Origin of the sequence: Mesorhizobium sp. B2-7-2 (assembly GCF_006440775.1) — a bacterium.
GTDB lineage: Bacteria > Pseudomonadota > Alphaproteobacteria > Rhizobiales > Rhizobiaceae > Mesorhizobium.
The window spans coordinates 382,176-403,617 of the sequence record NZ_VFTZ01000003.1 but is presented as its reverse complement, the minus strand read 5'-3'; the positions used below and the strand labels follow the sequence as shown (position 1 = coordinate 403,617).

Below are 21,442 nucleotides of genomic sequence, written 5' to 3'. Positions count from 1 at the left end.
CTCAAACGAGAAGTTGCTCGATCCTGATCGGCAAATCGCGGATACGTTTGCCGGTGGCATGGTAGACAGCGCTGGCAACAGCCGCGGCCGTGCCGACATTGCCAAGCTCGCCAAGGCCCTTCACACCGGCCGGGTTGACCGCGTGGTCGACCTCCGGAACCAGGATCACCTGCAGGTCATTGATGTCGGCATTCACCGGCACGAGATAGTCCTGCAGGTCGCGGTTGACATAGCGGGCATAGCGGCTGTCGACTTCCGTCGCTTCATGCAGCGCCTGGCCAATGCCCCAGATCATGCCGCCCATCAGCTGGCTGCGCGCGGTGCGCGTGTTCATGATACGGCCGGCCGCGAACGCGCCGACGATGCGCGGTACGCGGATCTCCCTCGTATAGCGGTTGATGCGGACTTCGACGAACTCGGCGCCGAAGGCGTATTTCACCGAATCCTCATCCTGCTCGCCACCGTGGAATTCCGGCATGCCGGCATAGAGCTTCTTCAGCGCTTCGGGCGTCGCACCCTTGGGCGCGAACTCGGCGTATTCCTCGATTGCTCCAACCTGCATGGTCTTCAGGACATCTTCGACCTTTGCCGAAGCGCCGCCCTTGGCCACGATCTTTCCGTCGGCGAGGTCGAGTTCCTCGTTATGAGAGCCCGCCAGCGGACCGCCCTCGGCGGTCGCGCCGGCATAGAGCTTGGCGCGGATGGCGTCGCAGGCCTTCAGCACTGCCGAGCAGACGCTCGCGGTGGAGATCGAGCCCCCCGAGACAGGAGCGGGAGGCAGGCTGCTGTCGCCCATCTCGACGCTGATCCGATCGATGCTGACGCCGAGACGTTCCGACGCCATCTGACCGGCTACGGTGCGCACGCCGGTTCCGATCTCGTGCGAACCGCATTGCAGCCGCACATCGCCATCGACAGTCAGGCGCACCCGCGCCGCGCATGGCGCGACCGCGGTTGGATAGATCGCCGTCGCGCACCCCATGCCGACCAGCCAGTCGCCGTCGCGCATCGCTCCTACTTTCGGGTCCCGCTTCGCCCAGCCAAAAGCCTCGGCCGCCTGGTCATAGCACTGGATCAGCGAGCGGCTGGAGAACGGCTTTTTGCCGATCGGCTCTGTCTTCGGTTCATTGATCCGGCGGAATTCCACCGGATCCATGCCGAGCGCCACCGCCATTTCGTCCATGGCGTTTTCCAGCGCGTAGACATAAGGGGTCTCGGGCGGCGAGCGCATGTAGCCGGGAGTATTGCGGTCCGCCTGCACCAGCGAGACATGTGTCAGCACCGAGCCATAGCCATACATGCGGCCAGTTGCCGACGTGCCGCCCACGACATAGGAGTCCGGCCGCGAGGTGACCTCCCAGCCCTCATGCGCGAAAGCAGTGATGCGACCGTCCTTGCCGGCGCCGATCCGGATGCGGTGCCTTGTCTCCGCCCTGTAAGTCTGAGTGCCGAAGGCCTGCATCCGGCTGGTCACGCAACGCACCGGTCGGCCGAGCCGCCTGGCGGCAACCGCGACGATGGCGGTGCGCGGCGTCATCGGTCCCTTGGATCCGAAGGCGCCGCCGATGAAGGGGCTGACGATGCGCACCTTAGCGGGATCGATCTTCAACTGCCTGGCAAGCTCGACCTTCCAGCCGGTCACGTTTTGCGAGGGCTCGTGCACGATCAGTTGGTCGCCCTCCCAGAAGGCGGTGGTTGAGAAAAGCTCGATCGGATTGTGGTGCTGCGTGGGCGTCGAATAGCGCGCGTCGATCTTCACCGCGGCCTCTTTATAGGCGGCATCGAAGTCGCCGGCCTTCACGTCTTCCTTGAACAGAGGACTCTTGCCGGCGGCGGGAATGGTCGCCGTGCCCGGACTGTCGAAGCTCGCCGTGGGCGTCTCCGCATCATACTCGGCGCGGATCAACTGCGCCGCCTCTTCGGCGGCTTCGAATGTCTCGGCAACCGCGAGCGCGATGATCTGGCCGTCATGAAAGATCGTCCGGTCATGCAGCGGCCCGATCGAGGTGGAGCCGGAATTGGCGAATTTCGGCTTCTCGACAGTGTCCATGTCGCCATAAGTGACGATGTCGAGCAACCCGGGCACGGCACGGGCGTCGTCGAGATGAAGCTTGGCCACCTTGCCCTTGGCAATACTGCTGGTGGCCAGCGCACCGTAGGCGATGTTGGCGGTCGGCAGGTCGGCGGGGTAATGCGCCTGTCCGGTGACCTTAAGCCGTGCATCGACGCGCGGCAGCGGTTGGCCCTGGTTCTCTTTCGGTCTCGGAGCGGCAGTGTCCATGGTCACACCTTCATGTCGCGGGTTTCGAGCAGCGCGCGCACCAGCGTTCGCTTGCCGAGCTCGATCTTGAATGCGTTGTGCTGGCGCGGCTCGGCCCCGGCGAAGGCGGCATCCGCCGCCGCTCCCGCCGAAGGCTCGTCGAGCGTCTTTCCTTGCAGGGCTTCCTCCGCCGCTTTGGCGCGCCAGGGCACGGTCGCCACGCCGCCCAGGGCAATGCGCGCCTCGCGAACGTTGTCGCCGTCCAGATCGAGCGCAACGGCCGCCGAAGCCAGCGCGAACGCGTAGGATTCGCGGTCTCGGATCTTAAGGTAAAGCGAGCGCCGGGCCCATGGCACAGCCGGCACTTCTATGGCGGTGATGATTTCGTCAGCAGCAAGATCGGTCTCGATCTCTGGCGTATCGCGCGGCTGGCGATGCAGCTTGGCGAGCGGTATCTTTCGCGCCCCACGCGAGCCCTCGGCACGCACGACGGCATCGAGCGCGATCAGCGCCTGGGCAAAATCGCCGTGATAGGTCGCGATGCAGGCATCGCTGCCGCCCAGCACCGCATGCTGCCGGTTGAAACCCTCCATCGCAGCGCAGCCCGACCCTGGCACGCGCTTGTTGCAGTGCCAGGATGTCTCGCGAAAATATTCGCAGCGCGTGCGTTGCAAGACATTGCCGGCGAGACTTGCCATGTTGCGGATCTGGCCGCTTGCGGCCAGCCGCAAGCTGTCGGCAATAACGGGATAGCCGCGCTTGAGCTCAGCGTGATCTGCTGCCTCACCCATTCGCACTAGGGCGCCGAAGCGGATGCCCTCGTCGGTCACCCGGATTTGCCTAAGGCCTGGATCCTTGAGCCGGTTGAGGTCGACCAGCCGGTTCGGCTCGGCAACGCCGAGCTTCATATAATCGGCAAGGTTGGTGCCGCCGGCGATGAACTGCGCATTCGCTCGCGTCGGCTGGTCGTCCTCGGTCGTGAAGCGGGATGCGATCGCGACGGCCGCGGAAATGTCGGTCGGCTGTTCGTAGACGAAGGGACGCATATCAGGCTCCCTTCATCTGATCGCGTGCCTGCAGGACGGCAGCGACAATGTTTGGATAGGCGGCGCAACGGCAGATATTGCCGCTCATATAGTCGCGGATGTCGTCTTCGGATTTTGCGTGCCCTTCATTGATGCAACCAATGGCCGACAGGATTTGGCCCGGCGTGCAGTAGCCGCACTGGAACGCATCGTGGTCGATGAAGGCCTGCTGCATCGGATGCAGCTTACCGTCGCTGGATGCCAGCCCCTCGACGGTCGTCACATCCTTGCCGGCATTCATCACCGCGAAACTGAGACAGGAGAGCACGCGTTTCCCGTCGACAAGAACCGTGCACGCTCCGCACTGTCCATGGTCGCAACCCTTCTTGGTGCCGGTTAGCCCGACATGATCTCGCAAGGCGTCAAGCAGGCTGGTTCTAGTGTCGAGCGACAGCTCATAGGCCTGCTTGTTGATCCGCATCGACGTCACCACTGGCTCGCGAAGTTCCGCGCCAGCGGCGGCAGGCGCTTCGGCTTTGGCCGATGAAACGAGCAACGGTGCCGCGGCGGCCGAGACCGTGCCTGTCATGAAGTTCCGCCGGCTGAGGCCAAGCGTGGATGGGACGGAAGGCTGGGACATGGCTCGCTCCTGGCTGGCTGCTCATCGGGGCCTAACCACTCATGCAGGCCATTGTTCCGACCTGGTCCGCGCGGGATCCTAGGCCTCACAGAAGTGTGATCCTTCGAAGATGCTCATGATGCGGGAACATGCATGCCGGCTTCGAGTTCTACGGCCAATACCAACGCTGATGGCGGGCCGATATGAAATCGAAACTGGTCGCGCAGACGTCTGGACAAAGGACATTTGTGGTCGTGCTGGATCCAGGCGAGGAAGCATTTGCTGCCCTGTCCGACTTCGCCGGCGAGCAGGAAATTGCCGGCGCTTCGCTGACCGCGATCGGCGCATTCGAGAAAGCAACCGTCGGCTGGTTCGACTTCGGCTCGAAATCTTACCGCAAGATCCCGGTCGGCCAACAATGCGAGGTTCTGAGCGCCATTGGCGACATCGCGGTCGACGACAGCGGCAGACCGAGCCTGCATATCCATGCCGTCCTGGGCCTAAGCGACGGATCGACGCGCGGCGGCCACCTTGTTGAAGGCATCGTCAAGCCTACGCTCGAAGTCACGGTGACGGAATCGCCCGTTCACCTGCGGCGCACCAAACGCCCCGGCCTTGGCATCGCCTTGATCGATCTCGACGCCTGAGGGCGGACGATGGCAGCGGCCGCGACCGACGCGTTTCCTCTCCCCCTCGATACATCCCCAATGGAGGCTCGGATCGACGAAGCACTGCCGCAGGACAAAGGCGTCTGGCAGTTCGAACCGAAATGGGATGGGTTTCGCTGCCTCGCTTTCAAGAATCGCAAAACGGTCGATCTCAGGGCGAAGTCGGGCAAGCCGCTTGGGCGTTACTTTCCCGAACTGACAGCGATGATGCAAAACCTCGAAGCCAAGGATTTCGTGGTCGACGGCGAAATCGTCATCGAGATCGACGGCGCCGCGTCCTTCGACGCCCTGCAGATGCGGCTTCATCCGGCGGAGAGCCGCATCCGCAAGCTGAGCGCGGAGACGCCGGCGCGACTGATCCTGTTCGATATGCTGGTCGCGCCGGGCGGCAAATCGCTGCTCGAAGTCGCGCTGACGCAAAGGCGCACGGCAATTGAAGACTTCGTCGCGCAAGCAAACACCGACGCTCTTCAGCTCTCGCCCTGCACCACGAGTTTCGCGACCGCCAGGCGATGGCTGGAAGACGCCGGGCATGGCTCTACCGACGGCGTCGTCGCCAAACGGCTGAACGATCCCTATCAGCCGGGCGAGCGCGCGATGATCAAGGTCAAGCGGCTGCGCACTGCCGACTGCGTGGTCGGCGGCTTCCGTTATCTGAACGGCAAGTCGCAGGTCGGATCGATATTGCTCGGCCTCTACAATGAGCGGGGCTTGCTTGACCATGTCGGCTTCACCTCGACAATCGCCAACGAGGAACGGGCCACGCTCACGAAGAAGTTGGAGGCGCTGCGTGGCGGGCCCGGCTTCACCGGCAAGGCGCCGGGTGGGCCGAGCCGGTGGAGCACGGAGCGCAGCGGCGAATGGGAGCCGTTGCGGCCGGAACTGGTCGTGGAAGTCCGCTTCGACCACGTCACCGGCGAGCGCTTCCGGCATGGCACTCGATTCATTCGCTGGCGGCCCGAAAAAGCGCCGCGACAATGCACGTTCGAGCAGATCTCGTAGCAGCGCCCATCCGGAACAACCGACCCCCTCAAACGGTTTGTCTTTAGAACAGCCCCGCGTCACGAACGCACCTATCTTGGAGACAGGAAAATGGATCCGCGCGACAAGCAGCGAGCCGCAAGGCGGGATGAAACCGAAGCTCCCGGCATCGAACAACAGGACTGGGACGCTCTTGATAATGGTCGGGTGCCGCCTGGCAGCGTCGCCATAAACGGCGATCCGGAGGACGATGCCGAAGCACAAGGCGTCCCCCCCGAAGAGGATGACGACAACCCCTATCAGGAGAGCGACGAAGCCCTGCCCGACGATGAGGAAGAACGTGTGCTGTCGCGGGATCCTTCCAAGGAAGGCAGTCGTTTTGACGAAGCATAGCGAAAGCTAGCGTGCCGTTGTTGACGGCCGCGTTGCGCGTATGACCGGTGGTGTAGAGCACCTTGAGGAAGGCTGGACCAGCTTCACTTTTGTCGGCCAGTTCGCGTCCTGACATTTCGGCATCGCCACATCGGTAAGAGCAGCGATGGAATTTTCCCGCCTTCTATTGCCTGCAACTGCCTGCAACGCTCCGCGGGCTGCGCGAGAAGGCATTGCCGCAGAGCAAGGCGGTCTCGGCGCCACATCAGAAGGCCGTGGGATCACTACACATGGCCCGTCCAAAATCGGGGGGCACAAATCGGCAGTGGACCCTTCACTGTTTGTGACTGGGGGAACAACGGACTGTGGGACAAGTTTTTGATTAAGCAAGCCGCTTTATGTTTGACCTGCAACCATGGCCGAGAAACGCGACAATAAATCCACAGCCGCTCTTCTTAGGCGGCAATTCTCGAATGAAACCATACGCCGATATCTACGCAGCTTGCCCTTGTTTCACGTAAACCGCTGGCTTCCTGACAAACTGCGCGAATCGCTCAAGCGTCTCGACCGCAAGCGTAAGTGAAACCAACCGCGCTACGCTTAGGCTCAATCCAACAAAAGGCGCGGACCACGCTCTTGCCGTTCAGACGAACGCGCCATCAGCTACTCCTTCACATTACGATCACAGCCCTTCGGGAGGGGCAGAGACTATGCATCCTTGCTTGAGCGTCCGCGTTTGTGATTCACAAATCCGGAGTTCAAGTCATGAAGGTCGACACTCTTCCTGCGCCTACGGCCAACCCAGCCCAGGTCGATATCCTCGTCAACAAACCGGGACACTTCGTCGAGGAGTGGATCGAGGGGCATGCGGTTAGACCGGCCGCCGAAGCATCCCCGGAAGCCGCGGCAGAAAGACTGGCGAGAGCTTGCATCGCGGACGCGGAGCGGGAAGGCATCCTCGCGGAAGAAATCAGCGATGAGGTCGGCGATTTGAAAGAGTACCTCGCTGACACGGTCCTCGCCGAGGCCGGCCGCGAAACGAGCGTCGACACCGCTCCGACGGCGCAAGCATTGGGTGACACAAAGGCTTAGCTTTCACGGCAGGGAAGTTGTGGATCGCGATGACGCCAATCTCAACACGAGCCGTCCACGTTTGCGTCGACATGCAGATGATGTTCTTACCGCCTGGGCCATGGGCTGTTGAGTGGCTGCCCGCCATCCTGCCGAAGGTGCTTTCGCTTGTCGATGGCAGACCGGAGCGAACGATTTTCACCAGGTTCATAACGGCGAGAAGACCTGGCGAAGGCCAGGGCCATTGGCGTCAATACTATGAGCACTGGTCGCAGATGACTATCGAATGTGCCGGCCCAGGCAGCCTCGAACTGCTGCCCGAACTGCGCGATTTCGTGCCGCCGGCTCGCGTTTTCGATAAGCCCGTTTACTCACCCTGGCTGACGGGCGAGCTCCACCGGAGCCTTCAGGCGGAAGGTGTGACCGAGCTCATCGTCAGCGGAGGCGAGGCCGACATGTGCGTCTTGGCGACGCTGCTCGGAGCGATCGACTTCGGTTACAGAACGATCCTGGTCGAGGATGCGATCTGCAGCACATCGGACGAAGCCTACGAAAATATACTCAAGCTGTTCACGACGCGATATTCGCATCATGTCGAAGTCGCCGCTGCGGAGGAGATTCTGGATTTCTGGCGCTGACCCATCGCTCATCTTGCCCGGCACATGCCGGCCAAGTGCTGCCGGCAACGGACGAGCAGCCGCCCCTCGAATGCCCAGTCGCATCAGTGGGTGCGGTCATCGGATCGGCATCCCGGCACGATCTGCAGTAGACACTCACTGAATTCTCAGGCCGGTTGCCGATGCCCAGTTCCTACCAGCGCACGCTGAAACCGAGCTTTGCCCCGATTGCCCGGCTGTCGCCGAAGTTTCTCAGGCTCGATTTGGCGAAGGCTTCGCCGTAGACCGTGTAGCGGTCGTCGACCCAGGAGAGCGATCCGCCGACACCCACACCGCCCCAGAGCGGCTGGTCGTGCTCATGCAGCGCCGTGCCCGACACATCCACGTCGTTGCCGTCCAGGAAATCGTAATAGAGGTTGGCGATGCCGTAGAGATGCGAACGACTGACCTTTCCTTGCTCGCCCGTCCAGGCATCCTCATAGTCCAGCGACAGGCCGGCGCGGCCGATCAGAACATCGCTGCCGCTCAGCGATACCGCCGCGTCGAACGGGTCGGTGAAGCTGCTGAAGCGCACCGAGGAATAGGCGAGCTGAGCCTGCGGCGTCAGCGTCCACTTGCCCTGCAGCGCAAGCTTCTGGCCGGCCTCCATGCTCAGCGCATAGCCAAATCCGTTGTTGCCCTTGGCAAGCTCGCTGCCCAGCGTGGCCGATCTCAAGTTGCTGTCATACCACGTCACCTCGCCCTGAGCGTCGGTGTAGAAGCCGTTGTCGCCATACCAGGTCAGCGTGCCGCCGAAGCCATAACCGGTGGCCCGGATGGAGCCGACGCCGTAGATCGATGATATGTCCGACGATGCCGTCCCGTAGTGGAAGGTGAGGCCGCCGAGAAGAATGCCGGTGGCATCCTCGTAAAGCAGCCCGTCGATGCCGGACTGCAGCTTCAAGGTGGTCACGTCGTAGTCCGAGACGGTGGTGGCGCTGTCCGGGCTCTGCCTTGTATGCGTCGCCTCGATACGGGCCCAGATGGCGCTCTGGGTCGGGACGCTGCCGATCTCGTCGGCGCCCTGGCCTGCGCCAGTCCACGAGCGGTTGCCGACGCGCTGCTGCAGGGTGCCGAGCTCGTTCAGGCTCTGCAGCACGCCGGGATAGGCCTCGTAGATCGGCACGGCCGGCGAATAGAGCGGATTGTTGATCAGCGCCGAGCGGAGATACCAGTCGCCGTCGGCCGGCGTGCTCACGCCATTCTGATAGAGCCGATAGGCATAGGCGCCGCTGACCACGGCCTGGTCGCCCTGGAAGACATAATCGCCGGCAAGCGTGAACGTGCCCGCCGAGCTGCCGTCGACGTCCACGATCTTGATCCCTTCCACAGTCTGAACCCCTGCCCCTCCGACATTGGTGACGGAAAGCACGGAGCTGCCTGAGGTGCTGCCGTGCACCACCAGCTTGTCGGTGGTCGAAGTATCGCCATCGAGCGCAGCATTGAGGAAGATGGTGCCGCCGGCGCCGGTGTAGTCGCCGTTGATGGTCAGCGTCGTGCCGGGCGCGACGCCGAGACGCACCGAGCCGCTGTTGTTGAGCGAGGCGACGGCCTGGTTGAAGCCGCCGAGATCGAGCGTCGCGCCGGAAGCGACGGTGAATGCAGAGCCGGAGCCCAGCGCGTCCGCCGCGCCCGCCGCGAGCGTGCCCTGCTGGATAGAGGTCGGTCCGGTGAAGGTCGAGCCTGCCGCCGTCAGAACAAGCGTTCCCTGTCCTGCCTTGGTGAACGCACCCGACCCGGTCACAGCCCCGTTCAGGGTCAAGGTCGTGGCGGCCGCTGTCGAGATGGTGCCGGAGCTCATCACGCTGACCGAACGCGAGGTGGCGAAGCTGCCGGTCGTGTCGAGCGTGCCGCCGTCGAACGAGAGCGCGCCGGCGGCATCGCCCAGATTGGCGTCCTGCGAGACCCTGAGCGTGCCGCCATTGATCGCGGTGCCGCCGGTGTAGCTGTTGATGCCGGTCAGGACCAGTGTGCCGCGATCCGACTTCACCAATTGCGCGTCGCCCGAGAGAGCCGAGGCGATCGTTGCGGTCATCCCCGCGCCCGCCGCCGTGCCGTCGCCGACGACGATGCTGCTCGACGGTCCGGTGAGCTCGATCCCGTCGCCCTGGACAACGTAGCCGTCGGTCATGAACTGCATGCCCGATGCGGTCACCTGGCCGAGACCGTTGTCCACCGTCACCGTTCCCGCTTGGCCCGCGAAGATCGCGAAGGATGCGTCGGCGAAGCCGGCATTGGCCGTTCCTGCCTCATCGGTCCAGTTGTCGTTGCCGGCCGCTGCCTCCCAGACGCCGTCGCCGCCATTGACTGCGCCATTGTTCTTGGGGCCGACCTTGCCGTCCCAATAGTTGAAGGTGAGCCCTTGCGTGTTGACGATGTTGACCTGGTGATCGATCGAGGTCTGGATATAGCCCGATGACGGGATCGAGCCGACCACCAGGCCATTGTTGGTCAGCGTGCCGCTGTAGCTGAAGATGCGGTAGACGCCTGGCCCGAAGGTGCCGCCAGCGCTGACGCTGACGTTCAAAATGCCGTCGAGCACCAGATTGCCGCCGATCGTGGTCAGGTCGTTGAGCGCCCCGCCGACGACGTCGGCCTGCCCGAGGGAGTAGTTGAGGACCGAGCCGCTAGACAAATTGAGATTGCCGGCGATCGCCAGCGTGCCTGGCGTGCCGTCGGCCGAACCCGGCGACAGGGTTGCGCCGTCGGCAACCGTGACATCGCCGCCGATCGAGCCCTTGCCGCCGATGGTCGCGCCGCTTCCGACAGAGACCGAACCGGCGACCGCGCTGTTGTCGCCATCGACATAGAGGCCGCCGGCCGTGACCGTGGTTGACCCTGCATAGCTGTTCGCACCGGTGAGGGTCAGCGCGCCGGCGCCGGTCTTGTTGAGGCCGCCGGCGCCCGTGATCACGCCCGACAAAGTGAGATCCGCATCGGTCTGGAAGGTGCCGGTGCCCGCGGTAAGGTCAATACCGCGCGTCGAGCTGAATACCGCAGTGGTCCTCAGCGTCGTACCGTCGTCCAGGCTCAAGCCGCCGGATGCGTCGCCAAGGTTGGCGTCAGCCGAAACCTGCAGCGTGCCGCCATGGATGGCGGTGCCGCCGGTGTAGCTGTTGGCACCGCCGAGCACGAGCGTGCCGAGGTCGGTCTTCGCCAGTTGGCTGGCGCCGGTGAGGTTCGAAGCGATGGTTGCCGTGTAGGCGGCGCCGACCAGCGTGCCGTCACCGACGCGGATAGTCGCCTGCGGTCCGTCGAGCGCGATGCCGTCGCCCTGGATCGTGTAGCCGCCGGTCGCAAACTGCATGCCGGCGGAGTGAATGTCACCCAGGCTGTCGTCGACATCGACCGTACCGGCAGCGCCGGCGAAGATGGCGAAGACGCCATCCTGGTAGGGAGCGTTGAGCGTCCCGTCATTGTTGGTCCAGTTGTCGTTGCCGGCGGAGTTCTGCCAAACGCCGTCGCCCCCGTTGATCGCTCCGTCGCCTTTCGGTCCGGCTGCGCCATCCCAGAAGTTGAGCAGCACGCCGGAAGTGTTTACGAGATTGACCTGATGCGCGATCGAGGTCTGCACGCTGTAGTCGCTCGATGTCGAGTCGAGACCCTGGTCGTTGAGCGTTCCGTCAAAGCTGATGACGCGATAGATGCCCGGTCCGAAATTGCCGCCAGGCGCCTCCGTCACGTTGATCGTGCCGTCGAGCGCCAGATTGCCGTGCACGACCGTGAGGTCATTGTAGGCGCCGCCGACCACGCCGGCCTGGCCGAACGAGTAATCGAGGTTCGAGCCGTCGGCTAGTTCGAGGTTGCCGTTGATGGTGAGCGTGCCGGGCGTTGAGTCCAGGCCACCGGGGGCCAGCCTCCCGGCCGCGTCGACGAAAACATCGCCGCCGATGGTGCCGTTGCCGCCAAGCGTGCCGAAATTGACGTCGGTCAGTCCGATCGCAGCCGTCTGGTTGCCATTGATGTAGAGCCCGCCACCCCCGGCGATCAGCGCGGTGCCGGCATAGCTGTTGTCGGCCGTGAGCACGGTGTTGCCCGTGCCGTCCTCGCTGACGCCGCCGCTGCCGGAGATCGTGCCGCCAAAGGTGTAGAGGTCGGAGCGGTTAAAGCTGAGGGTGCCGTTATCGACCACATCGCCCAAGATGGAGCCCGTGGTGCCTCCGGTCCCTAGCAACAAGGTGCCGCTCGCAATCGTCGTGCCGCCGGCGTAGGTGTTGTCGGCGCCGAGGAACAGCGCCCCGGTGCCCGTCTTGGTGAGCGCCCCTGCTCCGTTGACAGTGCCCTCCCACTGAAGGGCGCTGTCGACCTGGAATGTTCCGCCGCCCGCCTGAAGCGTGGCATCGCGTCCGGTTACGATGCTCGACAGGCTCTGATGCAGCGTGCCGCCGTCAAAGGTCACCTTGCCGGCAGCATCGCCGAGATTGTTGTCGGCCGTGATTTCGACGGTGCCGCCATTGATGACGGTGCCGCCCTGATAGCTGTTGGCGCCGCTGAGCACGAGCGTGCCGCCGCCTTCCTTGGTCAAAGTCCCGGCGCCGCTCACAGCGTTGGTCAGCGCCAGGCTGGTCGCGCTGTCGGTTTCGAAGATGCCGCCGCCGGCATTGAGCGTCACGGCGCGGGCAGAAGTGATATCGGCCGTCGTGTGCAGCGTGCCGCCGTTCAGCGAAAGGCCGCCGGACGCGTCGCCGAGATTGGCGTCCGAGGCGACCTGAACCGTGCCGCCATTGATCGCGGTGCCGCCGCTGTAGCTGTTGGTGCCGGACAGCACCAGCGTGCCGAGCTCCGTCTTCAGTAGCTGACTGCTGCCGGTGAGGTTCGAGGCGATTGTCGCCACATAGGCCGCACCGGCTGCGGTGCCGTCGCCGACGCGGATGGTCGATTGCGGCCCGACCAAAGCGACGTCGCCGCCCTGGATGAGATAGCCGCCGGTGGCGAACTGCATGCCCGCCGCCTGCACCTGCCCGTTGGTGTTGTCGACCGTGACCGTCCCGGCGGCACCCTGGAAGATGGCGAAGCTGGCGTTGGCGAAGGGCGCGGCGAAGGTGCCGCTGGCATCGGTCCAGTTCTGGTCGCTGGCCGCCCGCCAGGTGCCGCTGCCGCCATCCACCGCACCGTTGGAATGGGGGCCGGCATTGCCGTCCCAAAAGCTGAGCGTCAGCCCCGCGGAATTGACGAGGTTGACCTGGTTGGCGACCGCGGTCTGGACGAAATAATCAGGTGACGTGACGTTCAGTCCGTTATTCGTCAGCGAACCGCCATAGTTGAGGATGCGATAGACGCCCGGCCCGAAGGTGCCGCCCGGCGTCTGCGTGATGTTGAGCGTGCCGTCGAGCGTCAGGTTGCCGCCGACATTGATGAGATCGTTGAGCGGTCCGCCCGGCACGTTCGCCTGGCCGAAATTGACGTTGACGGCCGACGTGTTGTTGAGCGTGAGGTTGCCGCCGATGGTGAGCGCGCCAGGTGCATTGCCGGCGTCGCCAGGGCTGAGCGTACCGCCTGCCTGGATCGTGACGTTGCCGCCGATGATGCCGATACCGCCGAGCGTCGTGGCATTTCCGGCGGTGGTCTGGCCCGTCGCGGCGGACTGATCGCCGTTGACGAGCAGCGTGCCGGCAGTGATGACGGTGGATCCGGCATAGCTGTTGTTGCCGGTTAGCGTCGTTGTGCCGAGGCCGGACTTGGTCAGGCCGCCCGTGCCGGAGATCGTGCCGCCGAATGTGTAATTGTTGTTCAGATTGAAGGCGAGCCTGCCGTTGTTGAGCACGCTCGGCGTGTCGAGCGCACCGGCGGTGGTGCCGAAGCCGACCTGCAGCACCCCCGTCTCGATCGTCGTGCCGGCGCTGTAGCTGTGATTGCCGGTCAGGACCAGCGTACCGGAGCCCTGTTTGTCCAGGGTTTCGAAGCTCGCCACGTTACTGCCATCGAGGGTGCGGCCCGCGACGGTATTCACCTGCAGCGTGTCGCCGGCGCCGGTTTCGCCGCCGGTGCCGGCATTGATTGCTCCAATGACGGCCCCGCCGTCCTGGAGCGCCAGCGTGTCGTTGCCGGCGCCGAGGTCGAGCGCCCCGGCGCCTGTATTCAGCGTTCCGGCCAGATTGACGGTGTCGCTGCCGCCGCCCAGATCGCCCGTCGCCCGGAGAACGCCGCCGGCGTTGATGTTGATGGTGTTGTTGCCGGTATCGCCGGTGATGGCGGTCTGGGTGGGGCCGGCGGCCTGAACCGTGCCGCCGACGGCCAGGGTTGAACTGCCTGTCATGGCAATGGTCGGCGTTTCCAGGCGGCCATTCACCTGCAATGTGCCGGCGCTGATGGTGGTCTTGGCAATCGCATTGTTCAGCGATGTCAGCACGCTTGTGCCCGTACTGATCTGCGCCAGGGTGCCGGGCCCGCTCAGCGTGCCGCCGAACGTAAAAGTGTCGCTGCGATTGAGGGACAGGGTGGACGTTGGCGAATTGACGATGACGTTGCCGACACCGGCATTGCCGGTGGTGCCGCCATTGCCGATCATCAGATTGCCGTCATTGATGACGGTGTTGCCCGAATAGGTGTTGTTGCCGGTGAGAACCCAGGTGCCGCCGTCGTTCTTGGCGAGCGTCGTGGCGCCGGTGCCGTTGTCGCCGATGGCACCGCCCATCGTGTTAAGACCGGTGTTGGTGCCGCCCAGGGCAATCGTTCGCGTCGCGTTGGTGCCGGTCAGGCCGACCGTCCCGGTGTTGGCGAAGACGAGCGCGCCGGTTCCCGAAGACTGGATATAGGTTACACCGGTATCGAGCGTGAACTGACGGTTAGTCGTGTCTCCCGCGCCGACGTAACGCAGCGTCGAATCCTTGCCGATCACCAGGTTGCCGGCCGCGTTGGAGGACGCACCGACGCTGCTGGCCATGCCGCCATCAGCCAGCTTGTCGACGATCAGTATCCCGCCGCCGATGGTGGTCGCGCCGGTATAGCTGCTGGCCTGATTGGTCAGGCGCCAGGTGCCGGTGCCGGTCTTGGCGAGCGAAGTGACGCCGGCGACATTGTCGTCCAGTCGGGCGGCCAGGATATTGGTGCCGGTATTGGTGCCGGCCAACGTCAAGGTGCGCGGGCCGTTGCCGGCCAGCGTTACCGGGCCGCCATAGGTGAACTGTATGGGGCCGGTGCCGGAAGAATCGAGCGTGGCGCCGCCCGCGCCCAGCGTGAACTGCCGGTCGGTCGTGGTGGCCGCGCCGACATATTGCAGGGTAGCGCCGTTGCCGATCACCAGATTCGCCGGATTGGAAGACGAGGCGCCGATCGAACTGTTGATGCCGCCGTTCGCCAGGCAGGTGACCTGGAGCGTCCCGGCATTGATAACCGTGCTGCCGGTATAGCTGCTGTTGCAGCCGGTGAGCGCCTGGATGTTGGCGCCGTTCTTGATCAGCCCGCCGGTGCCGCTGATGGCGCCCGCATAGGAACGGGTGTCGACGCCATTGATCGTCAGCGTCGCATTGCCCAGGCTGATGTTCCCGCCATTGGCGCCGCCGCCGATCAGGGAGGTCACCACCGTGTCGAAGCCCGCGAGGTCGAGCACGACGCCGGCGGTGTTGTCGAGCGTCATGTGTCCCTGCGGACCAAAGGCGTTGGTCGCCCCCGCGCGCAGCACGCCGCCCGAAACCTGGGTGTTGCCGGTCGATGTGTTCGTGCCGGACAGGATCAGCGTGCCCGGGCCGTCCTTGCGGAAGCTGCCGGCGCCGACGACATTGCCGGTGAAGGTCAGGGTGGTGGCGGCGTTGGACACATTGATGGCGCCGATATTCGCCGACAGCTGGAAACCGCGGTCGGTGGTGACGCTGCCGCCGGTGTAGATCAGCGAGGCATTGTTGAAGACCAGATTGGTCGCAGCGCTGCTCGAGGCGCCGATGCCGCTGGCCACGCCTCCGTTGCGGATGCAATCGGTGCTGATGTTCGCGCCTTGCAAGTTGGTCGCACCGGTATAGCTGTTGTTGCAGCCGGTGAAGGTCTGGGTGCCGCCGCCCGTGCGCAGGATGCCACCGGTGCCGCTGATCGTGCCCGAATAGCTGCCGTTGCCGCCATTGATCTGCAGCGTGGCCGAACCCAGCGCGACATTGCCGCCATTGGCACCGCCGCCATTGAGAGCGCCGATGACAGTGTTGAAATTGTTGAGATCGAGCTGCGCGCCGGCCACATTGGCGAGCGTCATCGGTCCACTCCCCAGGGCATTCGCGGCGCCCGCGCGCAGGATGCCGGCATTGACCGTATTGCCGCCGGTATAGGTATTGGCCGCGGTCAGGACCAGAGTGCCCGCACCGTTCTTCGTCAGGGCGCCGCCGCCCACCACCTGGCCGCCGACCGTCAGCGTCGTGCCGCCCGCACTGACATCGACGACGCCGCCGCCGGTCCCCAGGGTGAAGCCGCGATTGGTGGTGGTCGTGACGCCGGTATAGCGTAATCCGCCGCCGCCGCTCAGCGTCAGGTTGGCCGGAGCGCTGCTGCTCTGGCCGATCGGGCTGACCTGTCCGCCATTGGGCAGCGTGCTTACCGCCAACAGGCCGCCGGTGACGGCGACGGCGCCGGTAAAGTCGTTATTGGAGTTGGCGAGCGTCAGCGTGCCGGCACCGCTCTTGGTGAAGTCGGCTCCATCGGCGCTGGTGACGAGACCTGAAAAGACGAGATTGGCGTTCGCGTTGGTGACCTCGACCCCGGCACCCAGGATGGCGCCCGACTTGCCGAAGGTAAAACCGCGGTCGCTGGTATCGCCCGTGCCGGTATAGCGCAGCGTGCTGCCTTCCAGCACCAGATTGGACGAATTCGCCGAGGACGCGCCGATGCTGCTCGCCGCGCCGCCATTGCCGATGCTGGCCACCGCCAGCGTGCCCTGCACGACGCGGGTGGCGCCGGTATAGCTGTTGGCCGTGTTGGTGAGCGTGACCAGTCCCGTGCCCGCCTTGGTGAACCCCATGCCCGGACCGTTGTCGACGATCTGCGAAGCGATGGTGAAATTGCCGGTGCTGTTCTGCTGGACCCCCAGCACGCCGCCATTGGCGCCGGTCATCTTGCCGCCGGTGATCAGCTGGTTGTTGCCCAGCACTGTCGGGGCGACGATGATCGTGCCGTCCACGCCCAGCGTCTCGCCGGGGCTGACGGTCACGGTGGTGGAAACCGCCTGGGTATAGCGCAGGCCGCCAAGCTGCTTGGTACCGCTCACCGTGCCGAAGAAGCCGGTCACATCGGTGATGAACTCGTTGTCCAGCCAGTTGGCGGCATTGTCCTTGTCGGTGTAGTCGGCGTCGGTGAAGGCGAGGATGTTGCCGCCCACGACCTTGGCATAGTCGGTGCCGTTGACGGTGGCCCAGCCGCCGAGCGACGTGTTGCTGGTGGTGATGTTGCCGCTGGTCGGCAGGTTGAAGTTCATCAGCCCGCCGGTGCGGGTGATGGCGCCGAGATTGACGGTCAGGCTGCCGCCGCCGGTGCCGGATACCGCATTGATCGTGTTGTTGCCGGCGGTGATCGTCAGGCCGTCGAAGGTCTGCGTGTCGCCCTCATTCGCGGCACCGGTCACCTTCAGCGTGCCGCCGGTCATGACCAGGGTAGAATCGCTGCCGACGATATTGCTCGTCGGACCGCCGGCCGCGCTGAAGTCGAGGGCAAGCGTGCCTCCGCCGATGGTCGTGTCGCCGGTATAGGTGCTGGCGCCGGTCAGCGTCTGGATGCTGTTGCCCGTTTTGCTGAGCCCGCCGCTGCCGGAGATGCTGCCACCGAAGCTTGCGGTGGTGCCGGTCGGCCCGTCTATCGTCAGCTTCGCGCTGCCAAGGTTGAGCGTACCGCCGGTGCCGGTCAGGGTGGTCAGCGTCTGGTCGAAACCGTTGAGATCCAGCGTGCCGCCATTGACCTGGAACGTCTTCGAGCCGGCGAAGGCCGTGGCCGATCCCGCGCGCAGCGTGCCGCTGTCGACGATGGTCTGGCCGGTATAGGTGTTCGCGCCCGAGACGACCCAGGTTCCAGCACCTGCGCCGCGCAGGTTGCCGGCGCCCGAGATCACGCCCGAAGCCACATTGTCGGCGCCGGTGAAGCTGCCGCCCAGCGTGCCGGTGCCGCTGAGGGTCGTGCTTCCGCTCAACGCCAGCGCGCCGCTGCCGTCGTTGCTGAGCGTGCCGCTGATTACCCAGTTGCGGTTGGTGCTGGCGCCCGCCCCGACATAGCTCAAGGTGCCGCTAATGCTGGTTGTAGTTCCCGCGCCCAGCGAGCTGGCGACGCCGGTATTCGCCAGGGTCGCCGCGACAACCTTGCCCGCGCCGACGATGCCGGTGCCCGTTAGGGTGTTGGCATCGCCAAGCCTTAAAACCTGCCCGGCGTTCGCGCTAAATGTAGCGCTGCCGCCGCTGATGACACCGAGCAGTTCCAGGTCGGCAGTTGCCGCGGTGAAGGAAGGCGCCTGGGCGGTACCGGCATTGCCCACCGAGATTGAGCCTGTCAGCGTCAGGGTGCCAGTGCCGCTATTGCTGAGGCCCGTGCCACGATAACCGTTGGAGAATAGACCCCAATTGCGGTTCGATACATCGCCATCGCCGGCATAGATGGCGATGCGAGTTCCGGCAGTTCCACTCGGATTCGATATACTGATGGTGCCGTTCGCAACTGTGGTGGGCGCTCCTAGGGAACTGGCCTGACCCAGATTGCCGATCGAGGTGAAGGTGGAGGTGCCAGCGCCAACGAAGCTGGTTGCACCGGTGTAGTTGTTGGTATCGTCGGTCAGGTTCACTCCGGGATTGACGGAAAGACCGCCGGTGCCGGTGAAATGGGCGCCGCCGATACCCGCCCCAAAGAGGCTGACCGCCGTGCCGCTGAGTGTGACGGTGCGTCCGGTCAGGCTTCCGCCGGTCGTGCCGATGTTCAGCGCCCCACCCGAGATGATGATGTTGTTGCCGACATCGCCTAGAGCCGCAGCGCCGCTGGCGGTCAACGAACCGTTGACGTTGATATCGCCCACGAAGCTGTTGGTGCCCGTCAGCGAGAGCGCGGCCCCGCCGGTGATCACCGGGCTGCTGCCGAAGCTGTTGTTGCCGGTGAGGGACAAGGTGCCGGCGTTCACGGTCAGGCCGCCGGTGAAGCTGTTGTTGCCCGTCAGTGTCAGCGTTCCCGCGCCGGCCTTGACCACTGCGCCCGTGCCGTTGATCGTCGAGCTGATCGTCGCGGTGCCGGTCGTGACCGAAAGCGTGGGGTTGACCCCGCCGAGAGTGAGTGTGCTGCCCGTTACGGTGTAGCCACTGACCTCGAACGTCATGTTGTGGACGGTGATCGGCACGCCGAGGGTGACGGTGCCCGCCGTGCCGCCAAAGAAGGCGTCGTCGAGCGCGCCGTTGTTCCAGGCACTGTAGGGGCCGCTCACACCGTCATTGCTGGCGCTCCAGACTGACGTGCTCAGATCCCAGATGCCGGTGCCGCCGCGGTTGAGCGATGTGTTGTTGACGTCCCAGTAGAGGTTGGCTGCCGCAGCCGGTGTTGTCGCCGCAAGCCCTGCAAGGAGCGCCAACGGCAGAAGCGTGCCCTTCATCGTATGGACGACGAATGCCGACAAACCGACGACTTGTGGGGCGTAGCTGGCCGCTTGGCCCTTCCATTTGGTCATGCGTCCGCCGCGAAACGCTCGCGAGCCACAAGATTGGGTAGCCGAGTCCTGCCGCATGCTGCCTCGCACCGTGCCTTGGCGCGATGGTAGTCGGGGAAAATTTATCAAAACCATACCGCCAAGCCGACTTTGAGGATGGGCAACGGCAATGGAACGTAACTTACGGTATCGAACATCGGCGAAAGGCCTTGCAAAGGCCGTTAGTTGGGCATCAGGCCTGCCTTCCTGAGGGAGCCGAGAAACGTTTCGGCATCATCGGAATTGCCGAACCGCAGTAATGCCTCCTGTCGAACATTTGCTACCAGTCCGGGCTCATGGAGCATCAGCCAGGAACGCTCGCGCTCGGCATCGGCAGCGTAGCCCCCTTCGGCAAAAATCGCGGCGGCAATCACACGATAGAGCGCATTGTCGGGAACATTCGCTTTTCTGATCCACATGACCGCCTGCTCGATGTCGCGGTTGAAATAAGCGCAGATAGCCAACGCCACCTCGTAATAGGCGAGTGGCCCCGGATTGCGATTTCGCGCTTCCGCGACCAGCGGGCATCCCTCTTTCCAATTTCCGGACAACGCCAGCCGATACCCGTACTCACCTACGAATACCGTGTCATTGGGATTGATGATGATGCCGCGGCGCCCCACTCTGATGGCCGCCTCGGTCTCCCCCCTGAAATAAAGTGCCATCATCTGTGCCTGAAGGGCCCGGACGTTGTTTGGCTCCAGCTGCACGGCGCGATCCGCCGCGGCAAGGGCGCGATCGATCAATGGTGCCGATTTCTGGGATTCGAACGGATAATAGAACCGGAATTCATCGATGTAGATCAACGACAGAAGCGCCCAGGCCGTCGCGTATCGAGGAAATCGCTCCACGGCGCTTTCGAGACAGGAACGGACAGCGGGGCGGCTCTCAGGGTTGAAACCGGCTCGATACGAGTAATAGGAAAGCGTGCAGAAATAGGCAGCCTGGTCGTCGGGAGCATCGGGAACGGCACGCTTGGCATCCGCCTCGAATAGAGCGCCATATGGTTGTGCCAGGCTCGTGGCGACATTGGCGGCGATATCGGCTTGGATTTTCAGAAGTTCGGGAACTGTCGTCGAGCCATCGTAGCTGTGCGCCCAGAGAACCGATCCATCTGCACGGTTGAGCATGCGAACCCGAACCCGAAAGGTCCCGGCGGACATGTCCACGCTTCCCGCCAGCGCGTACCGTACATCCGGACCCACCTGGCCGAGCGACTGGACCACGACGATGTCGCTGAATTTGGAGAGCTGACTTATGACCTCCTGCGTAAGCCCGCGGGCCAAAGCCGTAGTCGCGCTCGAGCCGTTCATGTCGTCGAACCACTCAACCAGCAAATGCGGGATTTCCGGCTCGCTTGGAGACAGCCGGGAAGAACCGAGCCACAAGACGAGGGCCAAGGCGGCAGCAGCCAGCACGGCCATCGCCGCGATGGGAACAGGCTTGTCCAGTCGGCGCGGTTGTTGCGGGGGCTCGCCTACAATCGCGGGCTCAGGTTCATCTGCGCCGGGAGCTACGTTGGCGCGCGATGAGAATGCGGCAACATATCCTCCCTTGGGAAGGCCAATGAGAATGGGATCGGCCAGACCGGCTGTCAGGTAATAGCGTTCAAGCGACCTGCGAAGGTGGCTGGCTGCGATGCGCACGATCGGATCGGTCTGCGGGTCGAACGAAGGGCCGCGATCGAATACCTCCACCGCTATTGAATAGGCCTTGATGCGATCGCTGCGCCCCGCCAAGGTTTCGTCCACGACATAGCTGAGGAACCGACGCTCGCGATCGGTTGCCTGAAAGTCCGCGCTGCTCAGAATACGCGCCAGCTGGGCTCTGCAGTCATCGGTGGAGAGATCTGCCTGTTGATGTACGTTCAATTTCGCGTCAATCGATCCGTCGTCTATTTTCATACCGCCGAGTCGTCCGCGCGACGGCGCAGGCGTCTGTTGGTACATTCCGGCTCATGTGCCCGCAATGGTGCTTGCGCGTACCTTCGTAGCGGCGTCTTCCGCGGGTTGCCGTTCGCTTCCCCCTCCCGATCCATACGTTGCGGCACAAGGAGGGTCCGGCTGCAATGAACGTTGCAACAACGCCGGGCAGCATGGTGGTCAGCGGCTGTTCTCGGATTCAATCCGTTGGCGCGAAAGACCGGTTGGCCACTGCCAAGTCTTGA

General features: G+C 64.1%; 10 protein-coding genes. 5 read left to right on the top strand and 5 right to left on the bottom strand.

Annotated features, from left to right (window positions below; translation table 11 throughout):
• Window position 1: 1 nt before the first annotated feature.
• Genes FJ425_RS06715 through FJ425_RS06705 form a run of 3 tightly spaced genes read right to left on the bottom strand, consistent with a single transcriptional unit; the run spans window position 2 to window position 3,925 of the window.
• On the bottom strand, window positions 2–2,281 hold the full coding sequence (locus tag FJ425_RS06715; RefSeq protein ID WP_140722480.1) for a xanthine dehydrogenase family protein molybdopterin-binding subunit: 2,280 nt from the start codon (window positions 2,279–2,281) through the stop codon (window positions 2–4).
• 2 nt (window positions 2,282–2,283) lie between these two features.
• Window positions 2,284–3,306, bottom strand: a complete 1,023-nt coding sequence (locus FJ425_RS06710) for a xanthine dehydrogenase family protein subunit M (protein WP_140722478.1) — start codon at window positions 3,304–3,306, stop codon at window positions 2,284–2,286.
• A 1-nt stretch (window position 3,307) separates the two neighbouring features.
• A complete protein-coding gene (locus FJ425_RS06705; protein ID WP_140542990.1) occupies window positions 3,308–3,925 on the bottom strand; it encodes a (2Fe-2S)-binding protein in 618 nt (205 codons plus the stop codon).
• A 182-nt stretch (window positions 3,926–4,107) separates the two neighbouring features.
• Between FJ425_RS06705 and FJ425_RS06700 the strand changes: the two genes are divergently transcribed.
• The 5 genes from FJ425_RS06700 (at window position 4,108) to FJ425_RS06680 (ending at window position 7,634) form a co-directional block, all read left to right on the top strand.
• On the top strand, window positions 4,108–4,551 hold the full coding sequence (locus tag FJ425_RS06700) for a PPC domain-containing DNA-binding protein (protein ID WP_140691349.1): 444 nt from the start codon (window positions 4,108–4,110) through the stop codon (window positions 4,549–4,551).
• Between the two features lie 9 nt (window positions 4,552–4,560).
• Complete coding sequence (locus tag FJ425_RS06695) at window positions 4,561–5,574, top strand: ATP-dependent DNA ligase (protein ID WP_140722475.1); 1,014 nt, start codon at window positions 4,561–4,563, stop codon at window positions 5,572–5,574.
• 90 nt (window positions 5,575–5,664) lie between these two features.
• A complete protein-coding gene (locus FJ425_RS06690; protein WP_140722472.1) occupies window positions 5,665–5,946 on the top strand; it encodes a hypothetical protein in 282 nt (93 codons plus the stop codon).
• 744 nt (window positions 5,947–6,690) lie between these two features.
• Window positions 6,691–7,017, top strand: a complete 327-nt coding sequence (locus FJ425_RS06685; RefSeq protein ID WP_140722469.1) for a DUF768 domain-containing protein — start codon at window positions 6,691–6,693, stop codon at window positions 7,015–7,017.
• Window positions 7,018–7,034: 17 nt separating this feature from the next.
• Complete coding sequence (locus FJ425_RS06680) at window positions 7,035–7,634, top strand: isochorismatase family cysteine hydrolase (RefSeq protein WP_246677894.1); 600 nt, start codon at window positions 7,035–7,037, stop codon at window positions 7,632–7,634.
• Window positions 7,635–7,806: 172 nt separating this feature from the next.
• Here FJ425_RS06680 and FJ425_RS06675 read toward each other — a convergent pair whose 3' ends face one another.
• Window positions 7,807–19,257, bottom strand: coding sequence for an autotransporter-associated beta strand repeat-containing protein (locus tag FJ425_RS06675; RefSeq protein ID WP_181175817.1), 11,451 nt, complete (start codon window positions 19,255–19,257; stop codon window positions 7,807–7,809).
• Between the two features lie 200 nt (window positions 19,258–19,457).
• Window positions 19,458–21,224, bottom strand: coding sequence for a hypothetical protein (locus FJ425_RS06670; protein ID WP_246673291.1), 1,767 nt, complete (start codon window positions 21,222–21,224; stop codon window positions 19,458–19,460).
• Window positions 21,225–21,442: the final 218 nt, after the last annotated feature.